We start from the raw sequence: 26,531 nt of genomic DNA on the forward strand, positions 1-26,531 counted from the left end.
TCCTCAGGCGGATCTGGGTGGTTCCGGGTGGGGGTCGGCGAGGAGGCCGGGGCCGTGGGGCCCCGGCCCCGGCTCAGTGCCGGCTGGTGCCGACCGGGGACGCGGGCGCGGTGACGGCCCGGTCCAGCACCTCCTCGATGCCGGTGAGCAGGCCCCGCACGTCCTCGGGCGTGGCCGCGTGCCGGTTGTACTCGGCGGTTCCGCCGATCTCGCCGTCCCGCTCGACCAGACCGACGCAGGCCAGGGCCGCGGCCGGGTCGGGGCTGTAAAGCTCCAGGTGGCGGGCGGGTGGCCCGGGCAGCTGACCGACCTCGATGCCGGGCAGGTCCAGCGGTACGGCCGGGTAGTTGTGCAGGGCGAACAGGACGTTGTACGGCGGGGGCGTGCCGTCGCCGAACAGCACGTCCACGGGCAGGCGCTGGTGGGCCAGGGCATCGGCCACCGCGGTGCGGGTACGGAGCAGGAGCTCGCGGAAGGTCGGTCCGCCCGCGAGGTCGAGCCGGATCGGCACCACGGTGGTGTACTGCCCGACCGCGCCCTCCAGCGGTGCGGCGAACCGGCCGGCGGCCGGAGTGCCGATCACCACGGAGGTACGGTCGTCCCTGCGGGCCAGTACGACGGCGAGCGCGGCCAGCAGGGTCATGAACGGGGTGGCCCCCTCGGCCGCGCCCAGCTCCAGCCCGGCGTCGACGGGCCCGCGGGCCAGCCGTACGGGCAGGTGTCCGCGCTCGAAGCCGCCGGGGGCCCGGGGCGCGGGCGGGTCGGCCGCGAACACGGCACGGCGGCGCTCCAGTTCGGCGGTGCCGTCCGGTCCGGCAAGCCAGCGGTGCTGCCAGTCGGCGTAGTCGGGGAACTGCAGCTCTGGCGGGGTGAGGGCCTCGGGACCCGCGCGGTAGCCGGCGGCGAGGTCCGCGAGGAAGACCCCCGAGGACCAGCCGTCGAAGACCGCGAGGTGGGAGGCGAGGATCAGGACGTGCTCGTCGGGAGCGGTCCGCAGCAGCCGGAACGCGCTGGTGCGGCCGCTCTCCAGGTCCAGGACGGTGGAGGCGCTCTCGGTGAGCTGCTGGGCCGTCCGTTCGGCCGCGGCCCGCGGGGTGAAGCCCGACAGGTCGGCCCGGGTGAGCCGCAGGGCCGGTTCCTCGTCCACGTGGAGCCGCGGCTGGCCGGCGGTGGAGCGGACCAGCCGGGTGCGCAGCGCCTCGTGGCGGCGCAGCACCGCGGTGAGGGCCCCGGTCAGCCGCTGCGGATCGAGCGGGCCGGCCAGCCGGAGCGCGTGCGAGCCGGTGGCGACGGCCGGGTGGGTGCGCTCCCGGCGCCACAGCCGGGTCTGCAGGGCGGTCGGCGGGACCGGCCCCGCGCCGGGGCGCGGGGCCGGGTGTGCGGGGACGGGCCGGCGGGCGGCCAGCATCAGGCGGGCGAGTTCGCGCTTGCCCTCGGGGAGTGCGGCGAGCGCCCCCTCCAGCCCTGCCGGTCCGGCCATCAGGGTCCCTCCGGCTGCTGGAGGGAGCCGAGGAGCGCGGCGGCCTCTTCGTCGCTCATGTTCTCGATCTGCTCGAAGACCGCGAGCAGCCGATCCTGTTCGCCTGCGGCCTCGGCCTTCGCGGCGCGGACGAGTTCGGCCAGGCCCGCGACGGTGGGACGGCCGAAGAAGTCGGCCAGGGCGATGTCGATGCCGAAGAGGGCCCGCACCCGGGACACCACGATGGTGGCCTGGAGGGAGCTGCCGCCCAGGGCGAAGAAGTCGCCTTCCACGTCCGGGTTCTGCCACTCCAGGAGCGGGGTGAGGATGTCGCGGCAGATCTGCTCCTCGACGGCGTCACGCGGCGGGGTCCCGCCCTGCGCCGACTGCTCGGTGGGCAGGGGCAGGGCGGCGGTGTCGACCTTGCCGTGCGGGGTCAGCGGCAGCTCGTCCAGGACGACGACGACCGGGACCATGTAGCCGGGGAGCCGGACGGCCGTGTAGGCGCGCAGGCCCTCGGCGTCGGCGACCTCCGAGGCGTAGGAGCCGACCTGCTCGACGGTGACGTAGGCGGCCAGCATGCGCTCGCCGCCCGCGGCGGGCTGGGCCACCACCACGGCCTGCTGCACGGAGGGGTGCCCGGTCAGGACGGCCTCGACCTCGCCCGGCTCGATCCGGTGGCCGCGGACCTTGAGCTGGCGGTCGGTGCGTCCGAGGAAGTCGAGGTTGCCGCCGGGCAGCCAGCGGACGAGGTCGCCGGTGCGGTAGAGGCGTGCCGTCTCGGGACCGTCGCCGTAGGGGTTGTCCGCGAAGCGTTCGGCGGTGAGGTCGGGGCGTCCCAGGTAGCCGCGGGCCACGCCGGGTCCGGCCACGCACAGTTCGCCGGGGACGCCCGGGGGCACCGGACGCAGGCGCTCGTCGAGCACGAACGCCTGGTGACCGGGCATGGGGCGGCCGATGGGCGGGTTGCGGTCGTAACTGCCGGTGCAGTCCATCAGCGTCACCGCGACGGTGGCTTCGGTCGGGCCGTAGCCGTTGACGAACCGGCGCTCCCCCGCGGTCCATTCGGCGACCAGCCGGCCGGGGAAGGCCTCGCCGCCGACCGAGACCAGGCGCAGGTCGGGCAGGGCCGCCTGGTCGAGCAGCGGCAGCAGCGCGGGCGGGAGTTCGGCGACGGTGACCGCGTCCGCGCGCATCCGGGCCTGGAGCAGGGCGGGGTCGCGGCGTTCGTCGTCGGTGGCGATGACGAGGGAGCCGCCGGCGAGCAGCGTGGTGAAGATCTCGAAGACGGAGACGTCGAAGGTGAGCGGAGCGAACTGCAGCACCCGGTCCGCGGCCCCGATCTCGTACGCCTTGGCGATGGTGCGGGAGAAGTGGGTGACCGAGCGGTGCTCGATCATGACCCCCTTGGGGGTTCCGCTGCTGCCGGAGGTGTAGAGCACGTAGGCCAGGTCGGCGGGGGTGGAGCTGAGGGCGAGGGAGGGCACCTCGCGGACCGGGGCCGCACTCCCGGTAGTGACCAGCTCCAGCGGTACGGGCAGCTGCGCGCTCTCGTCGACGAGGGCGTGGCGGACCTTGGCATCGGCGAGGACCGTGCGGGTCCGCTCGGCCGGGGCGGCCGGGTCGACCGGGATGTAGTGGGCGCCGGCCTTCAGGACGCCGAGGACTCCGGCGACGGCGGCCGGGCCGCGGGCCACGCACACCGCGACGGGGTCGCCGTGTCCGACGCCGCGGTCGCGCAGCCGGTGGGCGATGGCCTCGGACCAGCGGTCGAGGGCCGCGTAGTCCAGCCGGGTGGTGCCGTGCCGGACGGCGACGGCGTCGGGGTGGATGGTGGCCCGCTCGCGGAAGGCGCGGTCCAGGGTGGTGGTCCAGGCCGCCTCGTCGACCGGGCCGCCCCGCGAGAGCTCGCGGGCGTGCCGGGAGGCGGCCGGCTCCTCGACCAGGCTGATGTCGCCGACCCGAAGGTCGGGGTTCTCGGCGACCTGCTCCAGGACCTGCTTGAAGGCGGTGAGCAGGGCGCTGGCCGTGCCGTGCCGGTAGAGGGAGGTGTTGTACTCCAGGGAGAGTTCCAGGCCGTCGTTCTCGCCGACGAGGAAGCTCATGTCGAACTTGGCTGCGCCGTCGTGCAGTTGGTCCATGGCGAACTCGACGTCCGCGGCCTGTGCCCGGTGGGTGCCCCACCGGCCGAGGGAAGTGAACTCGATCTGGAAGAGCGGGTGGCGCAGCGGGTCGCGGACCGGGCGGACGGCCTCCACGACCTGCTCGAAGGGCAGTTCGCTGCTGGTGAAGGAGTCCATCACGGAGGCCGCGGTACGGGTGACGAGCTCGCGGAAGGTGAGCGCGTCGGTGACCTCGGTGCGCAGGGTGATCATCTGGACGAAGCAGCCGATGACCCGTTCCAGGTCGGGGTGCGGGCGGGAGGCGCTGGCCGTGCCGACGACGACGTCCTCGGTCCGGGTCCAGTGCCTGAGCAGCGCGTTGAAGGCGGCCAGCAGGGTGGTGAAGACGGTGGTGCTGTTGGCGTCGGCCAGTTCGGTGAGCCGGTCGAGCAGCTTCTGGTCGAGGTTCAGCTTCAGACCGCGGCCGTCACCACGGGTTTCGGGACCGCGCGGGTGGTCGGGCATGACCTCGGTGGCGACGGCGCCGGCGAGGATCTGGCGCCATTTGGCGGCGAGCGCCCGGCCGTGCTCGTCGTTCTCCAGCTTGGCCCGCTGCCAGGCAGCGAAGTCGGCGTACTCGACGGCGAGTCCGGGGGCCTCGGGACGCCGGCCGGCGGCGGCCGCGGCGTAGCTGGCGGTCAGCTCCTCGGTGAAGATCCGGGTCGATCCCGGGTCCCAGGCGATGTGGTGGACGACCCAGAGCAGGACGTGCCGGTCCTCGGCGAGGCGTACGAGGTGGGCGCGCACGGGCGGGGCGGCGGCCAGGTCGAAGGGGGCGGCGGCGCAGTCGGCGGTGAGCTCGGCCAGTTCGCGGTCGGCGTCCTCGCTGCCCGACAGGTCGGTGCTCTGGACGCCGAGGACGAAGGAGGGGACGGGCTCCTGCCAGGGGACCCCGTCGATCTCGACGAGTTTGCTGTGGAGCACCTGGTGCCGGGCCACGACTGCGTTGAGGGCCTCGTGCAGGGCGGCCCGGTCGAGCGGACCGCCCAGCGCTATGGACAGGGCTATGTTGTTGCGGGCCTTGCCGGCGCCGAGCTTGTCGACGAACCACATCTGCTCCTGCTGGAAGGAGGAGCGGGAGCGCGGTCCGTGGTCGGCGCGCTTGAGTTCGATGCGGCGGCCCACACCGGCCGTCATCTGGTTGCGCATTCTCCCCAGCAGCCGGGAGCGCTGTCCCTGGGGCAGGCGGCCGAGCCGTTCGGCGAGATCAGACATGGTTTCCTCCGTTGCGGTGCAGGTCTGCGAGCAGGGCGGCGAGCCGGTCGGGCAGGTGCTTGGCGAAGTAGTGGCGACCGCCGGGGATCACGGCGAGCCGTACGTCGGCGGCGTACCGGCCCCAGGCGCGGTACCCGTCCTCGTAGCCCTCGGTGGCGTCGTCGGCGTCGCCGATGATGCAGGTGAGCGGGGTGGCCAGGGGCCGGTCGTAGCCGCCGGGGGTGCGGGCGAAGAACCGGGCGGCTTCGGTCATGTCGTGCCGCACCATCCGCAGGACGGCGCTGAGGTCGCGGTCGTCCAGGACGCCGTCGAAGCCGTCCATGGTGGTCAGGTACGCGACGAGGTCGTCGTCGCCGGAGGTCCGTTCCATCTCCAGGGCGTACTCCGGGTCCTCCTCCGGGAGGGCGGCGGCGAGGTCCAGGGCGATCGGACGCTGTCCCCTGCGTTCGAGGACGTGGGTGGTCTCCAGTGCGGTGACGACTCCGGCGCAGTGGCCATAGACCGCGTACGGGCCCCGCACGGTGCGGGCGATCTCCTCGGCGGCGAGTTCGGCGAACTCGGCGACCGGCAGCATCGGGCCGGGGCGCAGCGGGTCGTGCCCGGGCGGGGAGACGGCCAGGAGCTCGATGTGCGGGGGGAGCTGGGCCGCGAGGGGCTGGTAGGCGATGGCATCGCCACCGCCGTGCGGGAAGCAGACCAGGGTCAGCGCGGTGGTGCCGGCGGGGCGTTCGGGGGTGAGCCGGTGCAGCAGGCTGTGCGCCCGGGTTCCGGGGTCGCTGAGTTCGGCGCTGCGGGCGGCGAGGCCGGCCGGGGTCGGATTGCTGAAGAGGTCGACGACGCGCAGGGCGGCGGCCCCGCCGTCCGGCAGGGCGGCGGCGACGGCCCGGACGGCGCGCACGGCGGCGAAGGAGTCTCCGCCGAGGGCGAAGAAGTCGTCCCCGGGGGCCACGTCGGCCACGCCCAGCACCTCGGCCCAGACGGCGGCGATCCGCAGCGCGACGGGGTCGCCGTCGCCGTGCGCGGGAGCGGCGGCGGGCAGGTGTGCGGCGGGGGCGGCCGGGCGCGGGTCGGGCAGCGCGCCCCGGTCCACCTTGCCGTTGGGGCTCAGCGGCAGCCGCTCCAGCAGCACCAGCTCGGCGGGGACGCAGTGCGGCGGGAGGACCGCGCCGAGCGCGGTCCTCAGGGCGGCGGTGTCCAGGGCGGCGCCGGCCTCGGGGACGACGTAGCCGACGAGGCGGTCGGACCCGGCGGCGGAGCGGCGGGCGGCGACGACGGCCTCGCGGACACCGGGGCGGCCGCGCAGCGCGCTTTCCACCTCGCCGGGTTCGATGCGGAGCCCGTTGAGCTTGATCCGGAAGTCGGTGCGGCCGAGCAGCTCGATGGTGCCGTCCGCGCCGTAGCGGGCCAGGTCGCCGGTGCGGTAGAGCCGTTCGGTGCGGCCGGGTGCCAGCTCGACGTGGACGAACTTCTCCTCGGTGAGCTCCGGCCGGTTCAGGTAGCCGCGGGCCAGTCCGACCCCACCGAGGTGGAGTTCGCCGGGCACGCCGACGGGGACGAGGCGGTCGTGGGCATCGAGGATGTAGGTGCGCTGGTTGGCCATGGGGCGCCCGTAGGGGAGCTTCGTCCACTGCGGGTCGACGCGGCCGACCCGGAACTCCACCGAGTGGATCGACGCCTCGGTCGCCCCGCCCAGTGCCGCGAAGGACAGCTCCGGCGCGAAGGTGCGGATCCGGTCGGGCTGGGTGACGGGGATCCAGTCGCCGCCGAGGAAGGCGGTGCGCAGTTTCGGCAGCCGGGGGCCGCCGGTGTGTTCGAGCTGGTCGACCAGGAGGCCGAGGAGGGCGGGGGCGGAGTTCCAGACGGTGACTCCGTGCCGCTCGACGAGATCGGCCCAGTGCGCCGGGTCCTTGGCGGCGGCGGGGTCGGGCAGGACGAGCGTGCCGCCCGCCGCCAGGATGCCGAGGGTTTCGTAGACGCTCATGTCGAAGCTGGGCGAGGACAGGGCGAGCACGGAGTCCGCGGGGCCGATGCCGTAGGAACGGTTGAGGTCGAGGAGGTTGTTGACGACGCCGCGGTGTTCCAGGGCGATCCCCTTGGGGGTGCCGGTGGAGCCCGAGGTGAAGATGACGTAGGCGAGGTCCCGGGCGGTGACGGGCGCCTCGGGCCGGGTGGCGGGCAGTTCGGCGAGGACGGCCCGGTCGGTGTCCAGGAGCACGCGCGCGGTGCCGTCCGGCACGGGGAGCCGGCCGATCAGTTCGGCGTCGGAGACGACGATGGGCGGTGCGGCGTCCTTCAGCAGCAGGGCGAGGCGTTCGGCGGGGTAGTCCGGGTCGAGCGGTACGTAGGCCCCGCCGGCCTTGAGGACGGCGAGGATCGCGGTGACCAGTCCGGGACCGCGGCGCAGGCACAGCGCCACGGTCCGGCCGGGACCCGCCCCCGACTCGACGAGCCGGTGGGCGAGGCGGTTGGCGCGTTCCTCCAGCTCCCGGTAGGTGACGCTCCAGCCGCCGACTCCGCCGAGCACCACGGCGGGTGCGTCGGGCCGGCGGTCGGCGTGCTGCTCGAACAGGTGGTGCAGGCAGGCGTCCTGGGGGAAGGGGGCGCGGGTGGCGTTCCAGTCGTCCAGGGCGGCGGCCCGTTCGGCGTCGGTGAGCAGCGGCAGGGTCGACAGCGGGGCGTCCGGGCGGTCGACGGCGCCTTCGAGGGTGGTGAGGAAGTGGCCGAGCAGCCGGTCCACGGTCGAGGCGTCGAACAGGGCGGTGGGGTATTCCACGAGGGCGCGGACCGCGGTGCCGGTGTCGTGGACGCTGATCATGAGGTCGTACTTGGTGGCGTGCGAGGAGAAGTCGATGGGCTCGGTCGCGAGGCCGGCCAGGCCGGGGGCGGTGTCCGGGGTCTCGTCGAGCAGGAACATCACGGAGGTGAGCGGCGGCCGGCTGGGGTCACGGGGCAGTCCGAGCGTGTCGACGATGAGGTCGAAGGGCAGTTCCTGGTGTGCGTACGCCTGGAGGGTGGTGTGGCGGGTGGCACGGACCAGTTCGGCGAAGACGGGGTCTCCGCCGGTTCTGATGCGCAGCGGCAGGGTGTTGACGAAGAAGCCGATGAGGTCGCTGAAGGCCGGGTGGTCGCGGCCGGAGACGGAGGTACCGACGACGATGTCCTCCTGGCCGGTCCAGCGGCGCAGCGTGGCGGCGAACCCGGCCAGCATCGTCATGTAGAGGGTGGCGCCCTCGGACTTGCCGAACGCGCGGAGCCGGGCGATCAGCTGGGGCGGCAGGTCGATGTAGCGGGAGGCTCCGGCGTGACCGAAGACGGGGGGCCGGGGCCGGTCGGTGGGCAGGTCCACGGGTACGGCTCCGCCGAGCTCCTCCTGCCAGAAGGAGGTGAGTGCCTCCAACCGGTCACCGCTGACGCGGCGGCGCTGCCAGGTGGCGAAGTCGGCGTACTGGAGGGCGAGCGGGGTGTTCGCCTCGGCGGCAGCGCCGGTGCGGGCCGCGTAGGCGCGCTCCAGTTCGGTGTAGAGGATCCGCATCGACCAGCCGTCGGTGACGATGTGGTGGAGGTTGAGGACGAGGACGTGGTCCTCGGCGCCGAGGCGGCCGAGCCGGGCCCTCAGCGGGACGGCGCCGGCCAGGTCGAAGGGGGCGCCCGCGTCCGCGTCGTAGAACGGTCGGACGGATGCCTCGTCGGGCAGTTCGGTCAGCGGCAGGGGCAGCCGGAATCCGTCCACCACGCGGGGCAGGGCCTCGGAGGCGCCCTCCTGGTAGGTGTAGACGGTGCGCAGGACCTCGTGCCGGTCGACGACGTCCTGGAGCGCGGCGTGCAGGGCGGGGACGTCCAGCGGGCCCCGGATGCGGGTGGCCACTGGCACGTTGTAGGCGGGGCTGCCGGGCTGGAGCTGGTCGATGAACCAGAGCCGGCGCTGTGCGAAGGAGAGCACCGGCGGGTCGGCGGGGTCACGGGGTGCCGGCTCAGGGTCCTCCCGTACGGCGGCACGCCCGCCGTTGCGGCCCGTCAGGGCCTGGAACAGTGCCCTGCGGGACTTCGGCAGTGCGGCTATGCGTTCGGCGAGGGACTCGCTCACCTTGAGCCTCCGTGCGTCTTCGGGAGTCGGGAGAGGGATACGGCGAGGGGGACGCCGCGTGCGGCGGCGCCGGGTGGGGATGTGCCGGGTGGGGATGTGCCGGTGTGCGGGGCGCAGTGTGGAGTGGGTGCCGTTGGGCCGGCACCCACTCCACACCTCTGGAGGTGCCGGTCAGGCGGTGATCCTGGTCTCGTCGGAGGCCGGAGATCCCTCCTCGGCGGTGTCGTCGCCGCCGGGCATTTCCTTGATCTTGGCGACCGGCCCGCTGAGCAGGGTCAGGCCGCCGATGATGGTGACGGTGCCGGCCACCGCGAGGCCGCCGGTCAGGCCGACCGCCTCGCCGAGCGCGCCGCCGGCGAAGTAGCCGAGGGACAGGGCGCCGTACACCGCGGAGAGCGCGGTGCCGCTGACGCGGCCCATCTGCTCGTTCGGGGTGACACCCTGCACGAGGCTCAGGACGTGGATGTCGAACATCGGGGAGACGAAGCCGATGACGGCCTGGACGACGATCAGGCCGACGAAGCCGCCGAGCGCGCCGCCCGTCGGGACCAGGATGTAGCCGGCGCCGAGCACCACCGCGGTGATCACCAGCAGGCGGCCCACCGAGAGCTTCTTGGAGACGACCTCGGAGAGCACCGCGCCGACGATGACGAAGACCGACATGACGGCGAATGCGGCACCGACCTGGCCGGGGCTGAGGTTCAGCTCCTTGTAGGCGTAGACGATCAGGATCGCGTCGCCCATCGCGGCACCGAGGTTGACCACGACGTTGGCGGTGAACAGGCCGCGCAGGACCGGGTTGCCGAAGAGGGTCTTCATGCCCTCCTTCATCTCCGCCTTCGCGGAGGCCTTCCGCTCCTCGGTCCGCTCGCGCACGTCCCGGTGGCGGATGACCAGCAGGGCGACGAGCGAGACGAGGAAGGTGAACGCGTCGGCGGTGATGGCGCGTGCGGCGCCGAGCAGCTGGATGAGTGCGCCACCGGCGCCCGCGCCGACCGCCTCGGCGACGCTGCGGCTGATCTGCAGCTTGGTGTTGCCCTCGATGAGGTTCTCGGTACCGATGAGCTGGGGCAGCCAGGACTGGTACGAGACCTCGAAGAAGGTCGTCAGGCAGCCGGTGATGCCGGCCACGATGAAGATGTGCGTCATGGTGACGGAGTCGAGGGCGAACGCCAGCGGGATCGTCCCCAGGGCCAGGAAGCGGCCCAGGTCGGCGACGATCATGACGGTGCGCCTGGAGACCCGGTCGGCCACCAGCCCGGCGATCGGGGCGAGCAGCAGGAAGGGGAGGAAGCGCAGCGCGCCGAGCACGCCGACCTCCAAGGCTCCGCCGTCCAGCACCACGACCGCGAGGGTCGGCAGCGCGAGAAGGGAGATCTTGTCGCCGAAGTTGCTGACGGTCTGCCCGAACCACAGGCGATTGAAATCGGAATGCCGACCGAGTGCCATGTCGACGCCCTTTTCTGATTGGGTACGGAATTGTCGGACGGCACCGACGCTATGGACCGCGAGTTAGACCCCGGTTATGAATTCCGGGACTATAGAACGCTTGTAGACATGCGATGGTTCAGCTGGAGAAGCGTGCGATGTCGGCGCTCTCGCGGGCGATTCCGGCGGCCACGGCGGGGCTCGGCGGCTCGGACCCGGGGAAGGGCTCGACCGTGACCGGCGCCCCTCGTCGGCCGCCGGACCAGGTGCCGACGGCCAGGCCGTCGACCACCACGGTGGCGCGGATCTGTCCGCCGCCGGGCCACACCCGGCGTTCGTGCTCGGCGGGCACCGACAGGTCACGGCTGCGATAGCCGACGAGGTAGTTGTCGTAGGCCGGCAGCAGCCGTACGTCGGGTTCGCCGGGGGCGGGAGGGGCTTCGGGGCCGGTGTCGCGTACGGCGGCCCATGCGTTCCTGCCCGTCGTGGTCTTCAGTCCCGACCAGTGGACGAAGTCCAGGGCGTCGGACGGGCCGTGGGCGGCGCGGTAACGCCGCGCCAGCTCCCGTACGGCCGCCTCCCCCGTGTACGGCAGGGATCCGGTGGCGGGCAACCAGTCGTCGAGGAGGACGAAGGTGGCCTCGCCGCCCTGTTGTGGTCCGTGGCAGATGAGGCCGGCCAGGGCCGCGCGGCGGATGAGGTGGAATGCGGCCTGTCCCTTCGGCTCGACCCCGAGGGTGGTGAGCCGGTCGGTGAGCCGGGCGCGGGTCAGCGGGCCCTCCGCGGCGATCGCGTCGGCGATGAGCCGCTCCGCACGCGTGCACAGGGCCTCGTCGAGGCCGAGCTCGCGCAGGCGCCGCGCGGCGAGGGCCAGGTAGACGGGGCCGAACAGGGCCAGCAGCCAGCGGGCGTCGGCTGCAGGCACGAGTTGGAGGGTTCCCCGCATGAACCAGCCCCGGACGGCGGTGCGTTCGATGTCGGTGGCCCGGCGCACCGCCTCCCGCGTCAGCCCGCGGGCCCGCACCCGCAGTCCGAGCTCGGCCGCGGGCAGGTCCTGGGCCTGGATCGCCAGCACCCGGCCGAGGACGCCGGCGACGGACTCCTCCCGGACCTCCTCCCCGATCGCCTGTGCGCGCGCCCTGAGCAGCCGTTCGGTCGTACGTCGTTCCACGTGTCCAGTCTTTCAGCCGAGCAGCCGCAGCCGCATCTCCTCGCGGGCCGCCACGCATCCGACGGCCTCCGCTCCACCCCAGTCCAGCAGCCGCCAGCCGTGCCAGCGCGGCGGCTCCTGCCCGTACACGGGAACGTCGAGGCGGGCGGGCTCGTCGAGCGTGCCCGCCCCGACCTTGACCAGGGACTCCTTTCGCACCCACTGGCGCAGGAAAGCGCGCCGCGGGTGGGTGTCCGACCGCAGGGCGGCCAGTTCCTTTCCGGTGCAGACCGCTTCGGCCGTCCGCCAGTCCATCTCCGCCTCCTCGACGGCCTCCACGTCCACGCCCACCGGGCCGCCGGCCGCGGCGGCCGCGACCCAGCCCCGGGTGTGCGCCAGGCTGACGGCGGTGCCGGGCACCTCGGCGAGCCGCGGCCTGCCGTGCGGCCGGTCGCAGGAGCCGCAGCGCTGAACGACGGTGAGGCTCTGGGCCGGGCGGCCCAGAAGCCGCCCGGCACAGAGCCGGACCAGTGCGTGCGCGGCCAGGAAGTCCTCCCGGTCGGCGGCCGACCGGAGGGCGCCGGCGCGGTCCAGTTCGGTACGGGTCAGCAGCTCCCGTACGTCCCCGGCCGCGGCCAGCACCGCCCCGGTCGGCCCGGCCAGTGCGAGACCGGCCATCAGCGCCTGCGGCGCAGCACCGCGTAGTAGCCGGGCAGCCGCAACGCGTCGGAGTCCGACCGGGGGTCGATGGCATGCAGTTCTATCGCCTCGTCCTCGACGATCTCCCAGCCGTCCGCGCCGAACGCCTCGGCCAGTTCGGGCCGGGTGAAGCGGTGCGAGTGGCGGACACCGGCCGCCTCCAGCGGGCCGACCAGGTCCTCGGCGCGGCCGCGCTTGCCTCCCACGAAGCCCAGGTAGCCGAAGGAGTTGCTGGAGTAGTCGGGCTCGTGCACGATCAGCGTGCCCTCGTCGCCCAGCAGCCGGTCGGCGACCGCGGCGAGCCGGGCCCGCGCCTCGGTGTCCAGGACGTGGAAGACACCGCGGACGAAGATGTTGTAGGGCCCCTCCCCCAGCACTGCTGCCTGTTCGGCGTCGGTCATGTCGATCGCCAGGTAGTCGACGTTCGCCACGCCCTCGGCTTCCCGCTTGGCGTGGTCGATGGCGCTGGAGGAGACGTCGACACCGATGACCGACGGGTAGTGCGGGGCGAGTTCGCGGCTGTAGCGGCCGTTGCCGCAGCCGAGGTCGATGAGCGGCAGGTCGCCCCGGAAGTGCCGCTTGGCCTGGTCCAGGAGCCACCGGAACTCCTCGCCGCTGTCGGCGTCCCAGATGACGTCGCCGCCGCGGCCGGTGCGCTGGATGCCGGCCCAGTAGCGCTCCCAGGCGTCGCCCGTGTCACGTTCCTCGGCCTTGCCGCTGTCGGTCCCCTCCTCGCCGGGCGGCGGGGAGTACCGCTCCCAGACCTCGTCCTCTCCGAGGGCCTGCAGCAGGGCGGTGAACTCCTCGAACATGGCGTCGATGAGCCCGTCCGGGTAGACGGCGGGCAGGAAGTCCCAGTTGAAGGTGAGCCCCTCGGGCTTCTCGAAGACCTGGAAGTCGAGGGAGACCTGGGGGGTCTGGGAGATGCCGTAGACCGGGGCGCCGAGTTCGGTCTCCTCGTACTGCGGCGGGTGGCCGGCCAGACTGGTCATCACCACGGGCATGGCCGGTGCGAGGGAGCCGCGCAGCTTGGTCAGCTCGCGCAGCACCTGCACCCCGCTGAAGTAACGGTGTTCCAGGTCGGCCCAAAGACGGCGCTGGACGGCCTGCGCGCGTCCGGCGAAGGTGGAGTCCTGCTGTTCGACGGCGAGCAGCAGGGTGGTGGTGGTGTCCGCGAGCAGGGCGTTGACCTGGGGGTGCAGCGGAAGCCGGTTGAAGAGCGGGAAGTTGATGGTGAAGCGGGCCTGCCCGCAGGCCCTGCCGAGGACCTCGGCGTAGGCGGCGGCCAGCACCCCGGAGGGGGTCACCTCGCGGGCGTGTGCCCGCTCCTGGATGCGCGTCCACAGCTCCGGGGAGACGATGTGGCTGCGCCGTTCGAACCGGACGGGCAGTTCGGGTGCGTCGGCCGGACGCTCGGGGAGCGCGGGCGCGGGCGGGAGGGTGGCGAGACGGTCGCGCCAGTACCACTCGGAACGCCGGTAGATCTCGCTGTCGCGCAGCGAATTGCTTACGGCGAGCACGTAGTCGCGGAAGGTCAGCTCCAGCGGGGCGAGTTCGGCGTCCGGTTCGACGTAGTAGGTGACCAGGTCAGGGACGAGGACCTGGAAGTAGCTCCAGGCGTCGGCGACGAGGAAGTCCAGCGACAGGTGGATGCGGGCACGCCCGCCGCCGAGCAGGCTGATCCGCACGTCGAACAGCGGCCAGGCGTCGGCGTCCAGGACCTGGTGGGAGAGCCGCTCGCGCAGGGCGGCCAGTTCCGCCGTCCGGGTCTCCTCGTCGAGGCCGCCGAAGTCGGTCACGGGGATCTCGTACGCCGGGATCTCCTCGAAGACCTGCTGGGTGCCATCGGGCAGGACCCGGGTGCGCAGGGCGTCGTGGCGTTCGACGAGTCGGCGCCAGGCACCCTCGAAGCGCGGTACGTCGAGCTTCTCGCTCTCCCACTCGAAGTAGCCGTGGCAGCCGACGTTGCCGAGCTCGACGAGCCCGCCCCGGCCGATCCACAGGGCCTGCTGACTTTCGGTCAGCGGGAAGGGCTCGAAGCGGGCGGCCGGGTCGGGGACGATCGCCGGGAGTCCGCCGAAGGAGCCGCGGCCACCGGCGCGTTCGGTGGTGACCAGGGTGGCGAGCTCGGCGACCGTGGGGCAGGTGGACAGGTCGGAGAGGCTCAGCTCGACGCCGTAGCGGCGGCGGATCTCGTCGATGAGCTGGAAGGCGAGCAGCGAGTGTCCGCCCAGCTCGAAGAAGTTGTCGTGGACACCGATGCCGTCGGTGCGGAACGCGTCGGCCCACAGCCGGCTCAGGCCGTCCTCGACCTCGTTGCGCGGTGCCTCGTAGCCGGCGCCGACGCCGTCGCGGCCCTCGGGGGGCTCGGGCAGGCTGCGCCGGTCGACCTTGCCGTTGGGCAGCCGCGGGAGGGCGGGCAGCACGACGACGGCGGCGGGGACCATGTAGTAGGGCAGGGTGCGGGCGAGGTCGGCGCGCACGCCGGCCGGGTCGGGCTCGGCCCCGCCGGCCGGGGACGCGTAGGCGACGAGCCGCTTGCCGCCGGGGTCGCGCTCCTGGGCGACGACGACCGCCTCGGCGATGCCGTCGAGGCGCGCGATGTGCGTCTCGACCTCGCCGAGCTCCACGCGGAAGCCCCGAATCTTGACCTGCGAGTCGGACCGGCCGAGGAGCTCGACGGCCCCGTCCTCGCGCCGGCGGGCGAGGTCGCCGGTGTCGTAGAGCACCGGGTGCGGGTCGCCCTCGACGAAGTTCGGGTGGAACGTGGCGGCGGTGAGCTCGGGGCGGCCGTGGTAGCCGGCCGCCACCCCGGCGCCGGAGACGTGCAGCCGGCCGACCTCCCCCTCGGGAACCGGACGGCCGTCGTCGTCCAGGAGGTGGACGCGGAGGTTGGCGATGGGCACGCCGACCGGGACCTGGCGGGTGGCACGGACCTCCTCCGGCGTGGCCTGACTGGTGAAGTCGGTACCCGCGCCCAGGTCGAAGCAGGACAGGACGTTGGTGGTCTCGGTGGTTCCGTAGGTCATCACCACCCGGAAGGGGGTGTCGACGGGCGGCCAGCTGTGGACGCGTTCGGCCGTGGTCACCAGGATCCGCAGCGCCGTGTCCGCCGGCCACCTCAGGCCCCACACGGGCTCGGCCAGTGCGGCCACCAGCATGGTGTGGGTGATGCCCTCGCCGGCCAGCCAGTCGCGGATCTGTTCGGGGGTCTGCGCCTGGCCCGCCTCGGGGATGTGGATCGCGGCGCCGGCCGGCAGGTAGGCCAGCCACTCCATGATCTGGACGGCGAAGCCGGGGGTGGACATCCACGAGGCGCGGTCGCCGGGGCGGACCCCGTAGGCGCGGGTGGTCCAGTGGACCAGGTTGGTGAGCGCGCCGTGCCGTTCCAGGACGGCCTTCGGGGTGCCGGTGGAGCCGGAGGTGTAGATGAGGTGGCTGACGGTGTCGGGCCCGGTCACGGACGGCGGCGCGGTGTCCGGCATGCCCTGTCCGGCGGTGGCGACCTCGTCCCGCGGCACGTCCTGGGGTATCCGGCGGGCGAGTTCGGCCGGGGCGAGGACGAGCAGCGGGTCGGCGTCACCGATCATCGCGGCGAGCCGGTCGTCCGGGTTGACCGGGTCGAGGGCGACGATCGCCGCGCCCGTCTTGAGGATCGCCAGGGAGCCCAGGACGTACTCGGCGCTGCGCGGATAGCACAGGCCGATTCTGGCCCCGGGCGCGGCACCGCGGGCGATCAGGGCGTGCGCCAGGCGGTTGGTGGCGCCCTCCAGTTCGGCGTAGGTCCAGGTGCGGCCGCCCTGCGCGAGGGCCGTGGCCGTGGGGGTGCGGGCGGCCTGTCCGGCGAGCAGTTCCGGGTACCCGGTCGTGGGGAACGCGGCGTCCGAACGGTTGAAGTCGACGAGTGCGGTGGTCACAGTACGGGCCCTTTCTTACTTCGCGAAGGCTCGGCTGCGCAGCAGCCGCACGGGGAGACTGTTGATCCCCCAGGTGAAGTTGGACGAGTTGAAGGTGGCGGGACCGGTCAGTTCGAACCCGTCCAGTACGGCGAGCATCTCGGTGAGCAGGGCGCCGAGTTCGAAGCGGGCGAGGCGGGCACCCAGGCAGAGGTGGCGGCCGTGCCCGAAGGCGACGTGCCGGTTGGGGCGGCGGTCGACGCGGAAGGAGTGCGGGTCGGCGAAGACGTCCTCGTCCCGGTTGGCCGAAACGTTCCACAGGGTCACGCGGGCGCCCTCGGCGATGGGGATCCCGTTGATCTCGGTGTCGCGGGCGGCGGTGCGCAGGGCGTGCACCCCGGGCGTGGTCCAGCGCAGGATCTCCTCGACCGCCGGGGCGATTCCGTCGGGTCCCAGACCGCGCAGCAGCCGCCACTGGTCGGGGTGCTCGGCGAACATGTGGACCGCGCCGGCCGCCGAGTAGCGGGTGGTCTCGTTGGCTCCGGACAGGACGCCGTTGAGGTTGAAGACGATCTCGTGGTCGCTGAGCGGCCGTTCGCTGCCGTCGCCCTCGTCCACGAGCGTGTCGTGGGCGATCTGGCTGACCAGGTCGTCGCCGGGGCGGACCCGGCGCTCGGCGAGCAGCTCGATGAAGTACAGGAAGATCTCCGAGTGGGCGCTGCTGCGCACCGCCTCGTCCGGGGAGTCGAAGGCGTCGGTGGTCAGGGCGCCGATCCAGGACCAGTCGGCGCGCGGAATGCCCAGAATGGCACAGACCACCCGGTTGGGCAGCTGCTTGGCGAGGTCGATGAAGTCCAGTTCGTCGCATTCGGCGGCCTCGGTGACCAGGTCGGCGACGACCTGCTCGACGAGGGCCTCCAGGCGCGGCATCTGCTGCGGGCCGAAGGCCTGTCCGAGGGCCCGCTTGAGGCGGGTGTGGTGCGGGACGTCGGAGACGATGAGCATCCGCTGGGCGACCGCGGCGACGGCGGCGGGGTCGCTGCCCAGCCGCATCCCGCGGCCCGACAGGAAGGTGTCGCTGTCGGCGTAGACCTTCATGATGTCGCGGTGCCGGCTCAGCGCCCAGAAGCCGCCGTCGTCGCTGCCGGGCTCGGGGTGCCAGTGCACCGGCGCGTTGGCGCGCAGCCAGGTGAACGTCGGCCAGAAGTCGTTGCGGCCGAAGGGGCCCGGGTCGAGCAGGTCGATCTCCATCTCAGGCTCCTCGCAGGCTGAGCGGGCGGGTGTCGGGCCAGTGGGCGTCGACGAAGGCGGCGCATTCGTCCTCGGTGCCGTCGAAGCCGGCCGGCGTCCAGCCGTCGGGCGTCTCGCGCGTGGCGGGGTACAGCGCGTACTGCCCCTCGTGGTTCACGAGGACCTGGTGGGTGGTGGGCACGGTGTCCTCCGGACTCGGCAGATGGGTGCGGGCGGGCTGTCAGGCGGTCGGGGCGAGGGGGGCGCCCTCGCCCCGCAACAGGGCGGTCAAGTGGTCCAGTACGGGCTGCGGGCGGCGCAGTACGGCATGGTGTCCGCCGGTGGTGCTGTGCCGGGTGAAGCCGGCGGTGGTGACCTCCGCCCAGCCGTCCAGTTCGGCCGCGCTGACGGTCTCGTCGCCATCGGCGCCCCAGGCGTGGACGGGCACGGACAGCCGGGTGCCCGGCTGGTGGACATAGCTCAGGGAGAGCTGGGCGTCCTTGCGGAGCATCCCGACCATCAGGGCCCGGGTGTCCTCGTCGAGCAGCCGCGGGTCGAGGTCGGCCGTGTCGAAGAGCTTGTCCAGCTCCTCACCGTCGTCGACGATGCCGCGTCCGGCGCCGGTCCAGTGGCCGGGGGCCCGACAGCCACTGACCACCAGGGCCCGCGGGGTGACACGGCGAGACACCTCGTAGCCGAGGAGGCCGCCGAAACTGTGGCCGAAGACGATCAGCGGCCGGTTCCCGACGACGGACACCAGTTCGGCCGCGATGGCCTCGACGGCTTCGTCGAAGGTGTCCGGCATCGGCTCCCGCCAGCGGTTCTCGCGGCCCGGCAGCTGTACGCCGTACACCTGCGCGGTGCCGTCGAGCGCGGGCTGCCAGGCGCGGAACTGCTGGCAGCCGGCCCCGGCGGGGGGCAGGCAGAGCAGTACCGGCAGGGCCGGGTCGGCGGGCTCCGCCGTCCAGGTGGAGATCCAGGTGCCCATGGCCTACGCCCCTTCGGCGGCGCCGGCCGCATCGGCTGCGGACCCGCCCTGTTCGGCCGCCAGCCGGTCGATCTCGGCGGCGACGTCGGTGACCGTCGGCCGGGCCAGGAGCGCACCGAGGCCGACCCGCAGTCCGGTGGCACGGCGCAGCTCGGAGACCGCTCGGGCGGCCGCCAGGGAGTGACCGCCGAGGTCGAAGAAGTCCGACTCGGGGCCGGGGACCTCGGTGGCGAGCACCTCGGCCCAGACCGTCATCACGGTGCGCTCGCTCGCGCTCACCGCGCCGTCCCCGGCCGCGCCGCTTCCGGCGCCGTCTTCCGGCTGCTCCAGGGCCCGGGCCAGCGCAACCCGGTCGGCCTTGCCGGTGGTCAGGGTCGGGATCCGGTCCAGTACCCGCACCGTGCCCGGTACCGCCGCGGCGGGCAACTGCTTGCGGCAGCGTTCGACGACCCGGCCGGCGAGCCCGTCCGGGTCGTCGACGCCGGGGGCGGCGACGACGGCGAGGCCGAGGGCCTGTCCCGAGGCCAGCGGGCAGCAGGCGGCGGCGACGACCTCGGGGAGTTCTGCGGCGACGCGCTCGATCTCGCCGAGCTCGATGCGGTGGCCGCGGATCTTGACCTGGTCGTCCCGGCGGCCCCGGTACTCCAGTTCGCCGCCGTCGCGGCGGACCACCACGTCGCCGGTGCGGTACATGCGGGTGCCGCCGCCCTGGAAGGGGTCGGGCAGGAAGCGGCTGGCGGTCAGGCCGGGGCGGCCCCGGTAGCCGCGGGCGACGGCGGGCCCGCCCAGGTAGAGCTCGCCCTCGGCACCCGCGGGCACCGGCCGCAGCTCCTCGTCCAGCACGTACGCCCGGTAGCCGGGCAGCGGTCGTCCGATTCCGGTCACGTCGTCCCCTCGTCGACTGTCGGCCCAGGTGGCGGCGATGGTCACCTCCGTCGGCCCGTACACGTTGAGCAGGCGGCGGTCCCGGGCGAACCGCTCGGCCAGTGCGGCCGGGCAGGCCTCCCCGGCGACGACGACCACCTCGGCGGATTCGAGTCCCGCGCCGTGGGCGGCGAGCAGCGACGGTGTGAGGGAGACGGTGCGCAGTCCGGCGGGCAGCGGCTCGCGGCCCTCCGCCGCGGCCTGCCGCAGTCCGTCGAGGGAGAGGTCGGTGAGGGCCACCCCCTGGCCGTGCACGAGGTAGAGGAGGGTGCACCAGAGCCAGCCGTCGAAGGCGGGCGAGACGGCGTTGAGGCCCAGACCGCCGGGCGGCAGGCCGAGTCCGCGGAGGGCCTCGACGAAGGTGTCCAGGCCGCGGTAGGTGACCTCGACGCCCTTGGGACGGCCGGTGGTTCCGGAGGTGTAGATGAGGTAGGCGCAGTTGTCGGGGGCGGGCGGGGACACGGCGAGCGCCCCGGGGGCGCCGCGGCGGACCTCGCGGGGGGTCAGGAGTTCGGTCCCGCCCGCTTCCAGGCCGGCGGGCACCCCGGTGGCGACCAGGACGGCGGCCCCGGCGTCGCGCAGTACGCCGCCGAGGCGTTCCACGGGGTGCCCGGGGTCCAGCGGTACGGCGGTCCCGCCCAGGCTCCAGACGGCGAGGAGGGCGGGCACGCTCTCCCGGGAACGTCCCAGCAGGAGCCCGACCGAGGTCTCCGGGCCGACTCCGGCGCGGGCGAGGGCGGCGGCGTACCGGGCGGTGCGGGCGGTCAGCGCGGCGTAGGTGAGATTCCCGTCCACGGCCTTGACCGCGGTCTCGTTCGGCTGTTCGCGGGTCCACCGTTCCAGGCGGGCGAACAGCGGCGGGAGCCCGCCCAGGGCGTTCGCCCCGGGCGGCCCGGCAAGGGGCTCGGTCATCCGTCGTTCCTCTCGGTGTCCACGGGGCGGGCGGCCTCGGTGGCCCGCAGCCGCGGACCCACCACCTGGTCCCCCGCGCCCTGCGGGAGCTGCATCGACTTGGTCTCCAGGAAGGCCTCCAGCCCGGCGGTGCCGCACTCTCGGCCGATCCCGGACTGCTTGAACCCGCCGAACGGTGCGGCCGGGTTGAACTGGCCGCCGTTCACGTCGACCAGGCCGGAGCGGAAGCGGCGCGCCATCCGCTGGGCGCGGGCGTCGTCGCCGGACCAGACCGCGCCGTGCAGCCCGTAGCGGGTGCCGTTGACGATCCGGACGGCCTGCTCCTCGTCGTCGTAGGGGATGACGGACAGCACCGGCCCGAAGATCTCCTCCTGGGCGATCGTGGTGAGCGGGTCGACGTCGGCGAAGACCGTCGGCCGGACGTAGTAGCCGGTGTCGAGGCCGGCGGGCCGGTCGGGGCCGCCGTGGACCAGACGGGCTCCGCCTTCCTCGGCGCCGCGGCGGATGTACGCGGTGACACGGGCGTGCGCGGCCGCGGACACCAGCGGGCCGAGATCGGTCGCGGGGTCGCGCGGGTCGCCGGTGACGTAGCCGTCCATGGCCCGGACGGCGAGCTCCACGGCCTCGTCCTGGCGCTCGCGCGGCACCAGCAGCCGGCTCCACTGCAGGCAGGTCTGGCCGGTGTTGAAGAGCATCTGGTCGACGGTGGCGGCGACGGCCGGGGCCAGGTCGGCGTCGTCGAGGAGGAGGCTGGCGTTCTTGCCGCCGAGTTCGAGGTGGACGCGCTTGAGGCGGTCGGCGCCGAGCGCGGAGACGTCGCGTCCGGCCCGGGTGGAACCGGTCAGGGAGACGACGTCGACCAGCGGATGGGCGACCAGCGCGGTCCCGACGGTGTCGCCGGTGCCGACGACCATGTTGAAGACCCCGGGCGGCAGGTCCGCCTCGGCGATGGCCTCGGCCAACAGCCGGGCGTGCAGCGGGGTGATCTCGCTCGGCTTGTGCACCACGGTGCAGCCGGCCGCGAGCGCCGGGAGGATCTTCTGCACGGTGAGCAGCAGCGGGGTGTTCCACGGGGTGATGCAAGCGGCGACCCCCGCCGCTTCGCGCACGACGAGCGAGTGGCCCACGCGCTCCTCGAAGGAGTAGGAGGCTGCGGTCTCGACGCAGTGCGCGGCCATGCCGAGGGAGAGCCCGACGTGGGTGTGGCGGGCCATCCGGGTGGGCGCGCCCACCTCGGCGGTGATGACCTCGGCGAAGCGGTCGGCCCGTGCCTCCATGGCCTCGACGACCCTGCGCAGCAGAGCGGTGCGTTCGCGCAGCGGGGTGGCAGCCCAGCCCTCGAAGGCCGCGGCGGCCGCGCGGGCGGCGAGGTCGGCGTCCCGGGCGGTGCCGGCGGGCACGGTGGCCAGGGCGCGCTCAGTGGCGGGGTCGGTCACCACGAGGCGGCCGTCGGTGTCGGAGGCGACCCAGGCGCCGCCGATCCACTGGTCGGTGTAACGGGGCGGCAGGGGTGCCTCGTTCGGTTCGCCGCCGGGCGGTCTGGAGTCCTGCGGCACGGTCGGCACGGTCAGCACGGTCACGGTGGGTTCCTCACTCGGTCACGGAGTTGACGGGCTCGCTGAACAGCTGCGTCGGTCACGCGGTCGCGGGGTCCGCGGTGCGGGCCAGGACGGCCGGGGCCCGGGTGTCGGGCCTGGCCCTGCGGACGGGGCGGGCCAGGGTGACGGTCGTACGGACCTCCGCGGTCCACGGGGGCGTTCCGGGCTGGCGCCCTGCGGGCCGCAGCGCGCGGACCGTGGCGGGGGCGCCGCCGACGGAGGCCGGTGCCGGAGCGGCGCTGCGGGCGGCGGCCGGGATCAGGGAGCGCAGCAGCCGCTGGGTCTCCGCGCCCGGCGCCACCGCCAGCTCGTCGCGCAGCCGGCGGGCGCACAGCTCGTACCAGCGGCGTACGCAGGCCAGCTCGCCGCGCCGGCCGTGGGCGGCCATCAGCGCGCGGTAGGTCTCCTCGTGGTGGCGGTCGATCTCCAGGGTGCGCTTGCAGAGCTCGATGAGCTCCACGAAGTCCTCGCGTTCCTCGGCGTCCGCGCGCAGCACGCCCAGTGCCCGCAGCACCAGCGCCCGGAGGTACTCGCGCTGTTCGACGACCCAGTCGGCGCTCTCGCCGCGCAGGAACTCCCCGCCGTAGAGGGCGATCGCGGCCCGCAGCCGGGTCCGGGCGAGCGCGGTGTCGCCGGCGGTGGCGGCCCGCAGGCCGGCGTGCACGAGTTCCTGGAAGCGGTCGAGGTCGCACCACAGGCCGGCGACGTGCAGGACGTAGCCGAAGTCGCGGTAGACCAGCTGGATCCCGGAGTCCCCGGGCCGGTCGGGGTGGGCGTCGAGCACCCGGCGCAGGGCGTGGGCGGCGACCTTGAGCGAGCTGCCCGCGGTGCTGTCGGTGCCGGGCCACAGGGACGCATAGAGCCGGTCGCGGGTGAGCATCTGGCCGCGGTGGACCACCAGGTACTGGAAGAGGCCGCGGGCCTTGCCGGCGCGCCAGCGCCGCACGGGGGTGCCGTTCACGGTCAGCTCGAAATCGCCCAGGAAGCGGACGCGTACCGCCGGCCCCGCTTTCTCGGTCGCTGCGGTGGTCATCGCGTCCTCCCGGTCGTCGTCCCGCCTGCCGCTCTGCCTGCGAAGAGTGTGTTCGGGGGGCCTATATCGGGCCTACAACGGCCGGATCCTTGCGGTGTAGGGCGGTGATAGGGCGTTTTTCGACACTGATGAGCACGACCACCCGAACCGCCGACTCCGAAATGAGGGCTGTTTCATGACCAGCACCGACACCCGGCTTCAGAAGGTCGTCATCCTGGGAGGCGGCACGGCCGGCTGGATGACGGCCGCGTATCTCGGCAAGGCGCTCCAGGGAACGGTCGACATCACCGTCCTGGAGGCCCCGACGATCCCGCGCATCGGGGTCGGCGAGGCCACCGTGCCCAATCTCCAGCGTTCGTTCTTCGACTACCTGGGAATCGCCGAGGACGAGTGGATGCGGGAGTGCAACGCCAGCTTCAAGATGGCCGTGCGCTTCGTGAACTGGCGCACCGACGGGCAGGGCGAGTCGACGGCCCGGGAGCTGCCGGGCGGCGGCCCGGACCACTTCTACCACCCCTTCGGGCTGCTGCCCGACTACGACCAGACGCCGCTGTCGCACTACTGGTTCAAGCGCAAGTACGAGGGCCGCACCACCGAGCCGTTCGACTACGCCTGCTTCCGCGAGCCCCCCGTGATGGACGCGATGAAGGCGCCGCGCTGGCTCGACGGTCGCCCGGCGACCCGGTACGCCTGGCACTTCGACGCCCAGCTGGTGGCCGACTTCCTGCGCCGCTTCGCCACCGAGAAGCAGGGCGTCAACCACGTGCAGGACGAGATGGTGCGGGCCGAGCAGGACTCCCGCGGACACGTGACGACACTGCACACCAAGGGCGGACTGGCGCTGGACGCCGACCTGTTCGTGGACTGCTCGGGCTTCCGCGGGCTGCTGATCAACCAGGCGATGCAGGAGCCGTTCATCGACATGAGCGACCACCTGCTGTGCGACAGCGCGGTGGCAACGGCCGTCCCGCACGACGACGAGGCGAACGGGGTGGAGCCGTACACCTCGGCCATCGCCATGTCGTCGGGCTGGGCGTGGAAGATCCCCATGCTGGGCCGCTTCGGCACCGGCTACGTGTACTCCAGCAAGTTCACCGACCAGGACGCCGCCACCCGCGAGTTCGCCGACATGTGGGGCCTGGACGTCGAGGAGACGAAGTTCAACCACATCCGCTTCCGGGTCGGCCGCAACCGCCGAGCGTGGGTGAAGAACGTCGTCAGCATCGGCCTGTCGTCCTGCTTCCTGGAGCCACTGGAGTCGACCGGCATCTACTTCATCACGGCCGCGATCTACCAGCTGGCCAAGCACTTCCCGGACAAGACCTTCAACGAGGGTCTGATCGACAGCTTCAACCACGAGATCGAGGTGATGTTCGACGACACCCGCGACTTCATCCAGGCGCACTTCTTCTACGCGCCGCGCAACGACACGCCGTTCTGGCAGGCCAACAAGAAGCTCGTGCTGCCGGACAACATCAAGCAGAAGATCTCCGCCTACAAGGCGGGTCTGCCCATCAACTCCCCGATCACCGACGAGTCCACCTACTACGGCAACTTCGAGGCGGAGTTCCGCAACTTCTGGACCAACGGCAGCTACTACTGCATCTTCGCCGGCCTCGGCCTGGAGCCGGACGCCCCGCTGCCCACCCTCGCGCACCGGCCCGAATCGGTGGCCGGCGCCGAGCCGCTCTTCGACACCGTCAAGCGCCAGCAGCAGAACCTGCTGGAGACCCTCCCCAGCGCGTACGACTACCTGCGCCAACTGCACGGCGCGTAAGGCCCTCCGCGACCGCGGCCCGGCAGCACGGCTCTCCGCCGGCTGCCGGGCCGCGGTCGCTTCCAGCCACCTCAGGAGTCAGACATGCCCCACCGCTCCGCGCCCCATCCCGCCGCGCCGGACGAGTCCGCCAGAGGCCGCCGCACGGACCTCCGGCCCTTCATGGCGGCCTTCCCCAGCGGGGTGTCCATCGTGACCACTCTGGATTCGGACACCCTGCCCCACGGCCTGACCTGCAGTTCCGTCGCGAGTGTCGCGCTCGACCCGCCCACCATCGTGGTGTGCGTCCGGGCGGCGAGCCCCACTCTCGCGGTGGTCCTCGACCAGGGGGCCTTCGCCCTCAACCTGCTGCACGAGCGCGCCCGGGGTGCTTCCGACCTGTTCGCCTCGGGCGCACCCGACCGCTTCGAGCGCGTCGAGTGGCGGCTGCCCCTGGGGGCGGGCGGGCCGCACCTGACCGCGGACGCGCACGCCGTCGCGGACTGCGCCGTCGTCAGGACCGTCGGCTTCGGCGACCACACGGCCGTGTTCGCCGAGGTCCACCGGGTGAGCGTACGGGACGATCCGCAGCCCCTGTTGTACGGCCTGCGCCGCTACGCGCAGTGGTCGCAGGCGGCCGCGGTCCCGCCGCCGGACGCCCGCCTCGACCCGGCCGCCGCCCTGCACCCCGGCGCTCCCGAAGGAGACGCCCGTGCCGTCCGCTGACCCGCTGCCGGCACTGCTGGTCGCCGTTCCGGCCGTGATCCTCGCCTGCCAGGCGGGAGCCGCCGTCTGTCGCCGGTTCGGCCAGCCCCCGGTGGTGGGCGAGATCGCCACCGGCATCCTGCTGGGCCCGTCCCTGCTGGGCTGGATCTGGCCACAGGCCCAGCAGGCGCTGTTCCCCGCGTCCGTCCTGCCGTACACCTCGGTGCTCGGCCAACTCGGGCTGCTCGCCTTCATGTTCCTGGTCGGGCTGGAGCTCGACCTGAAGAGCCTGCGCGGCCACACCCGCGTCGCGGTGGCGGTGAGCCAGGCCGGGATGCTGCTGCCGCTGGTGCTGGGCGCGCTCCTGGCGATCGCGATGTACGACGGCTTCGCCCCGGACGGTGTGGGACGGATGCCGTTCACCCTGTTCATGGCAGTGGCCATGAGCATCACGGCCTTCCCGGTCCTGGCCCGCATCCTCACCGACCGGGGCCTGTACGGGACACCGCTCGGCGTCCTCGCGATGGCCTGCGCGGCCGTGGACGACGTCGTCGCGTGGTGCCTGCTCGCCCTGGTCGTGGCCCTCGCCACGGCCGGGTCCCCGATGGAGGCGGCCACCACGGCCGGCCTCGCCGTGGCCTTCACCCTGTTCATGCTGTACGCGGTGCGGCCGCTGCTGGCCCGCTGGGCGGTCCGCGCCGACCGGGCCGGGGACGCCGCGGTCCTGGTGGCGCTCTTCAGCGGGCTGAGCGTGTCCGCGCTGGCCACCGACCTGATCGGCGTGCACGCGCTGTTCGGCGCCTTCCTCTTCGGCGTGGTCACCCCGCGCACCGGTGGGCGCATAGAGGTCTCTGCGGCCCGGCTGCGCGCCTTCACGGTGCCCGTTCTGCTGCCGCTGTTCTTCGTGCACACGGGCCTGCGCACCGACCTCGGCAGCCTGACGGGCTCGCCCGGGATGTGGCTCTGGACGGGCGCGATCCTGGCGGTGGCCTTCCTCGGCAAGTGGGGCGGCGCCGCGGGCGCGGCACGCGCCTGTGGAAGACCGTGGCGGGAGGCCCTGTCGATCGGCGCCGTGCTGAACTGCCGTGGGCTGACCGAGCTGGTGGTGCTCAACGTCGGGCTGGAACTCGGCGTCATCGGACCGGAGTTGTTCACCATGCTGGTGTTGATGGCGCTGGTGACGACGGCGGTCACCAGCCCGGCGCTGACCCGGCTGCGAGCCAGGGAGGTGACCGCGCGGGACGGGGTGTCGGCCCCGCCCGAGGGCGCGCTGTCCCGCCCCTGACGGCCGG

At 73.4% G+C, this 26,531-nt stretch carries 16 protein-coding genes; 3 read left to right on the forward strand and 13 right to left on the reverse strand.

Annotated elements, in window-relative coordinates; genetic code table 11:
* Nucleotides 1-73: 73 nt before the first annotated feature.
* The 13 genes from R4Z63_RS03020 to R4Z63_RS03080 form a co-directional block, all read right to left on the reverse strand.
* Nucleotides 74-1,480 (reverse strand): condensation domain-containing protein, encoded by a 1,407-nt coding sequence (locus tag R4Z63_RS03020; RefSeq protein ID WP_384444998.1) that lies wholly within the window; start codon nucleotides 1,478-1,480, stop codon nucleotides 74-76.
* On the reverse strand, nucleotides 1,480-4,836 hold the full coding sequence (locus tag R4Z63_RS03025; protein WP_384445000.1) for a non-ribosomal peptide synthetase: 3,357 nt from the start codon (nucleotides 4,834-4,836) through the stop codon (nucleotides 1,480-1,482). Before R4Z63_RS03025 ends, R4Z63_RS03020 begins: the two co-directional genes overlap by 1 nt.
* Nucleotides 4,829-8,920, reverse strand: a complete 4,092-nt coding sequence (locus R4Z63_RS03030) for a non-ribosomal peptide synthetase (protein WP_384445002.1) — start codon at nucleotides 8,918-8,920, stop codon at nucleotides 4,829-4,831. The genes R4Z63_RS03025 and R4Z63_RS03030 overlap by 8 nt, the downstream gene beginning before the upstream one ends.
* 171 nt (nucleotides 8,921-9,091) lie before the next feature.
* Nucleotides 9,092-10,369 (reverse strand): MFS transporter, encoded by a 1,278-nt coding sequence (locus R4Z63_RS03035; RefSeq protein ID WP_384455982.1) that lies wholly within the window; start codon nucleotides 10,367-10,369, stop codon nucleotides 9,092-9,094.
* Nucleotides 10,370-10,487: 118 nt separating this feature from the next.
* Nucleotides 10,488-11,519: a winged helix DNA-binding domain-containing protein gene (locus R4Z63_RS03040; protein ID WP_384455985.1), complete on the reverse strand. Its 1,032-nt coding sequence runs from the start codon at nucleotides 11,517-11,519 to the stop codon at nucleotides 10,488-10,490.
* 12 nt (nucleotides 11,520-11,531) lie between these two features.
* Nucleotides 11,532-12,176, reverse strand: a complete 645-nt coding sequence (locus tag R4Z63_RS03045; RefSeq protein ID WP_052030553.1) for a 4'-phosphopantetheinyl transferase family protein — start codon at nucleotides 12,174-12,176, stop codon at nucleotides 11,532-11,534.
* Nucleotides 12,176-16,114: an amino acid adenylation domain-containing protein gene (locus R4Z63_RS03050; RefSeq protein WP_384455988.1), complete on the reverse strand. Its 3,939-nt coding sequence runs from the start codon at nucleotides 16,112-16,114 to the stop codon at nucleotides 12,176-12,178. The genes R4Z63_RS03045 and R4Z63_RS03050 overlap by 1 nt, the downstream gene beginning before the upstream one ends.
* A gap of 15 nt (nucleotides 16,115-16,129) precedes the next feature.
* Nucleotides 16,130-17,344: a cytochrome P450 gene (locus R4Z63_RS03055; protein WP_037921709.1), complete on the reverse strand. Its 1,215-nt coding sequence runs from the start codon at nucleotides 17,342-17,344 to the stop codon at nucleotides 16,130-16,132.
* A 1-nt stretch (nucleotide 17,345) separates the two neighbouring features.
* Nucleotides 17,346-17,546 carry an MbtH family protein gene (locus R4Z63_RS03060; protein ID WP_384455999.1) on the reverse strand — a complete coding sequence of 67 codons (201 nt, stop codon included), beginning with the start codon at nucleotides 17,544-17,546 and terminating at the stop codon, nucleotides 17,346-17,348.
* 18 nt (nucleotides 17,547-17,564) lie between these two features.
* On the reverse strand, nucleotides 17,565-18,311 hold the full coding sequence (locus tag R4Z63_RS03065) for a thioesterase II family protein (RefSeq protein WP_384455991.1): 747 nt from the start codon (nucleotides 18,309-18,311) through the stop codon (nucleotides 17,565-17,567).
* A 3-nt stretch (nucleotides 18,312-18,314) separates the two neighbouring features.
* Entirely contained in the window at nucleotides 18,315-20,147 is a 1,833-nt protein-coding gene (locus tag R4Z63_RS03070) for a non-ribosomal peptide synthetase (protein ID WP_384455994.1), read from the reverse strand.
* On the reverse strand, nucleotides 20,144-21,655 hold the full coding sequence (locus tag R4Z63_RS03075; RefSeq protein ID WP_384456002.1) for an aldehyde dehydrogenase family protein: 1,512 nt from the start codon (nucleotides 21,653-21,655) through the stop codon (nucleotides 20,144-20,146). Before R4Z63_RS03075 ends, R4Z63_RS03070 begins: the two co-directional genes overlap by 4 nt.
* A 127-nt stretch (nucleotides 21,656-21,782) precedes the next feature.
* Nucleotides 21,783-22,778, reverse strand: a complete 996-nt coding sequence (locus R4Z63_RS03080) for an AfsR/SARP family transcriptional regulator (RefSeq protein ID WP_052030546.1) — start codon at nucleotides 22,776-22,778, stop codon at nucleotides 21,783-21,785.
* Between the two features lie 175 nt (nucleotides 22,779-22,953).
* On the opposite strand from R4Z63_RS03080, the gene R4Z63_RS03085 reads away from it, so the two are divergent.
* The 3 genes from R4Z63_RS03085 (at nucleotide 22,954) to R4Z63_RS03095 (ending at nucleotide 26,524) form a co-directional block, all read left to right on the forward strand.
* Nucleotides 22,954-24,555, forward strand: a complete 1,602-nt coding sequence (locus R4Z63_RS03085) for a tryptophan halogenase family protein (protein WP_037921705.1) — start codon at nucleotides 22,954-22,956, stop codon at nucleotides 24,553-24,555.
* 84 nt (nucleotides 24,556-24,639) lie between these two features.
* On the forward strand, nucleotides 24,640-25,260 hold the full coding sequence (locus R4Z63_RS03090) for a flavin reductase family protein (protein WP_106967590.1): 621 nt from the start codon (nucleotides 24,640-24,642) through the stop codon (nucleotides 25,258-25,260).
* A complete protein-coding gene (locus R4Z63_RS03095) occupies nucleotides 25,247-26,524 on the forward strand; it encodes a cation:proton antiporter domain-containing protein (protein WP_384456637.1) in 1,278 nt (425 codons plus the stop codon). The genes R4Z63_RS03090 and R4Z63_RS03095 overlap by 14 nt, the downstream gene beginning before the upstream one ends.
* Nucleotides 26,525-26,531: the final 7 nt, after the last annotated feature.

The organism is Streptomyces sp. PL-29 (assembly GCF_058344425.1).

What these genes read in the sequence shown, in the direction of transcription:
- R4Z63_RS03045 (WP_052030553.1), bottom strand. Translation starts at nt 12,176, where the DNA reads ATGGCCGGTCTCGCACTGGCCGGGCCGACCGGGGCGGTGCTGGCCGCG.
- R4Z63_RS03090 (WP_106967590.1), top strand. Translation starts at nt 24,640, where the DNA reads ATGCCCCACCGCTCCGCGCCCCATCCCGCCGCGCCGGACGAGTCCGCC.
- R4Z63_RS03085 (WP_037921705.1), top strand. Translation starts at nt 22,954, where the DNA reads ATGACCAGCACCGACACCCGGCTTCAGAAGGTCGTCATCCTGGGAGGC.
- R4Z63_RS03035 (WP_384455982.1), bottom strand. Translation starts at nt 10,369, where the DNA reads ATGGCACTCGGTCGGCATTCCGATTTCAATCGCCTGTGGTTCGGGCAG.
- R4Z63_RS03070 (WP_384455994.1), bottom strand. Translation starts at nt 20,147, where the DNA reads ATGACCGAGCCCCTTGCCGGGCCGCCCGGGGCGAACGCCCTGGGCGGG.
- R4Z63_RS03020 (WP_384444998.1), bottom strand. Translation starts at nt 1,480, where the DNA reads ATGGCCGGACCGGCAGGGCTGGAGGGGGCGCTCGCCGCACTCCCCGAG.
- R4Z63_RS03025 (WP_384445000.1), bottom strand. Translation starts at nt 4,836, where the DNA reads ATGTCTGATCTCGCCGAACGGCTCGGCCGCCTGCCCCAGGGACAGCGC.
- R4Z63_RS03065 (WP_384455991.1), bottom strand. Translation starts at nt 18,311, where the DNA reads ATGGGCACCTGGATCTCCACCTGGACGGCGGAGCCCGCCGACCCGGCC.
- R4Z63_RS03080 (WP_052030546.1), bottom strand. Translation starts at nt 22,778, where the DNA reads ATGACCACCGCAGCGACCGAGAAAGCGGGGCCGGCGGTACGCGTCCGC.
- R4Z63_RS03055 (WP_037921709.1), bottom strand. Translation starts at nt 17,344, where the DNA reads ATGGAGATCGACCTGCTCGACCCGGGCCCCTTCGGCCGCAACGACTTC.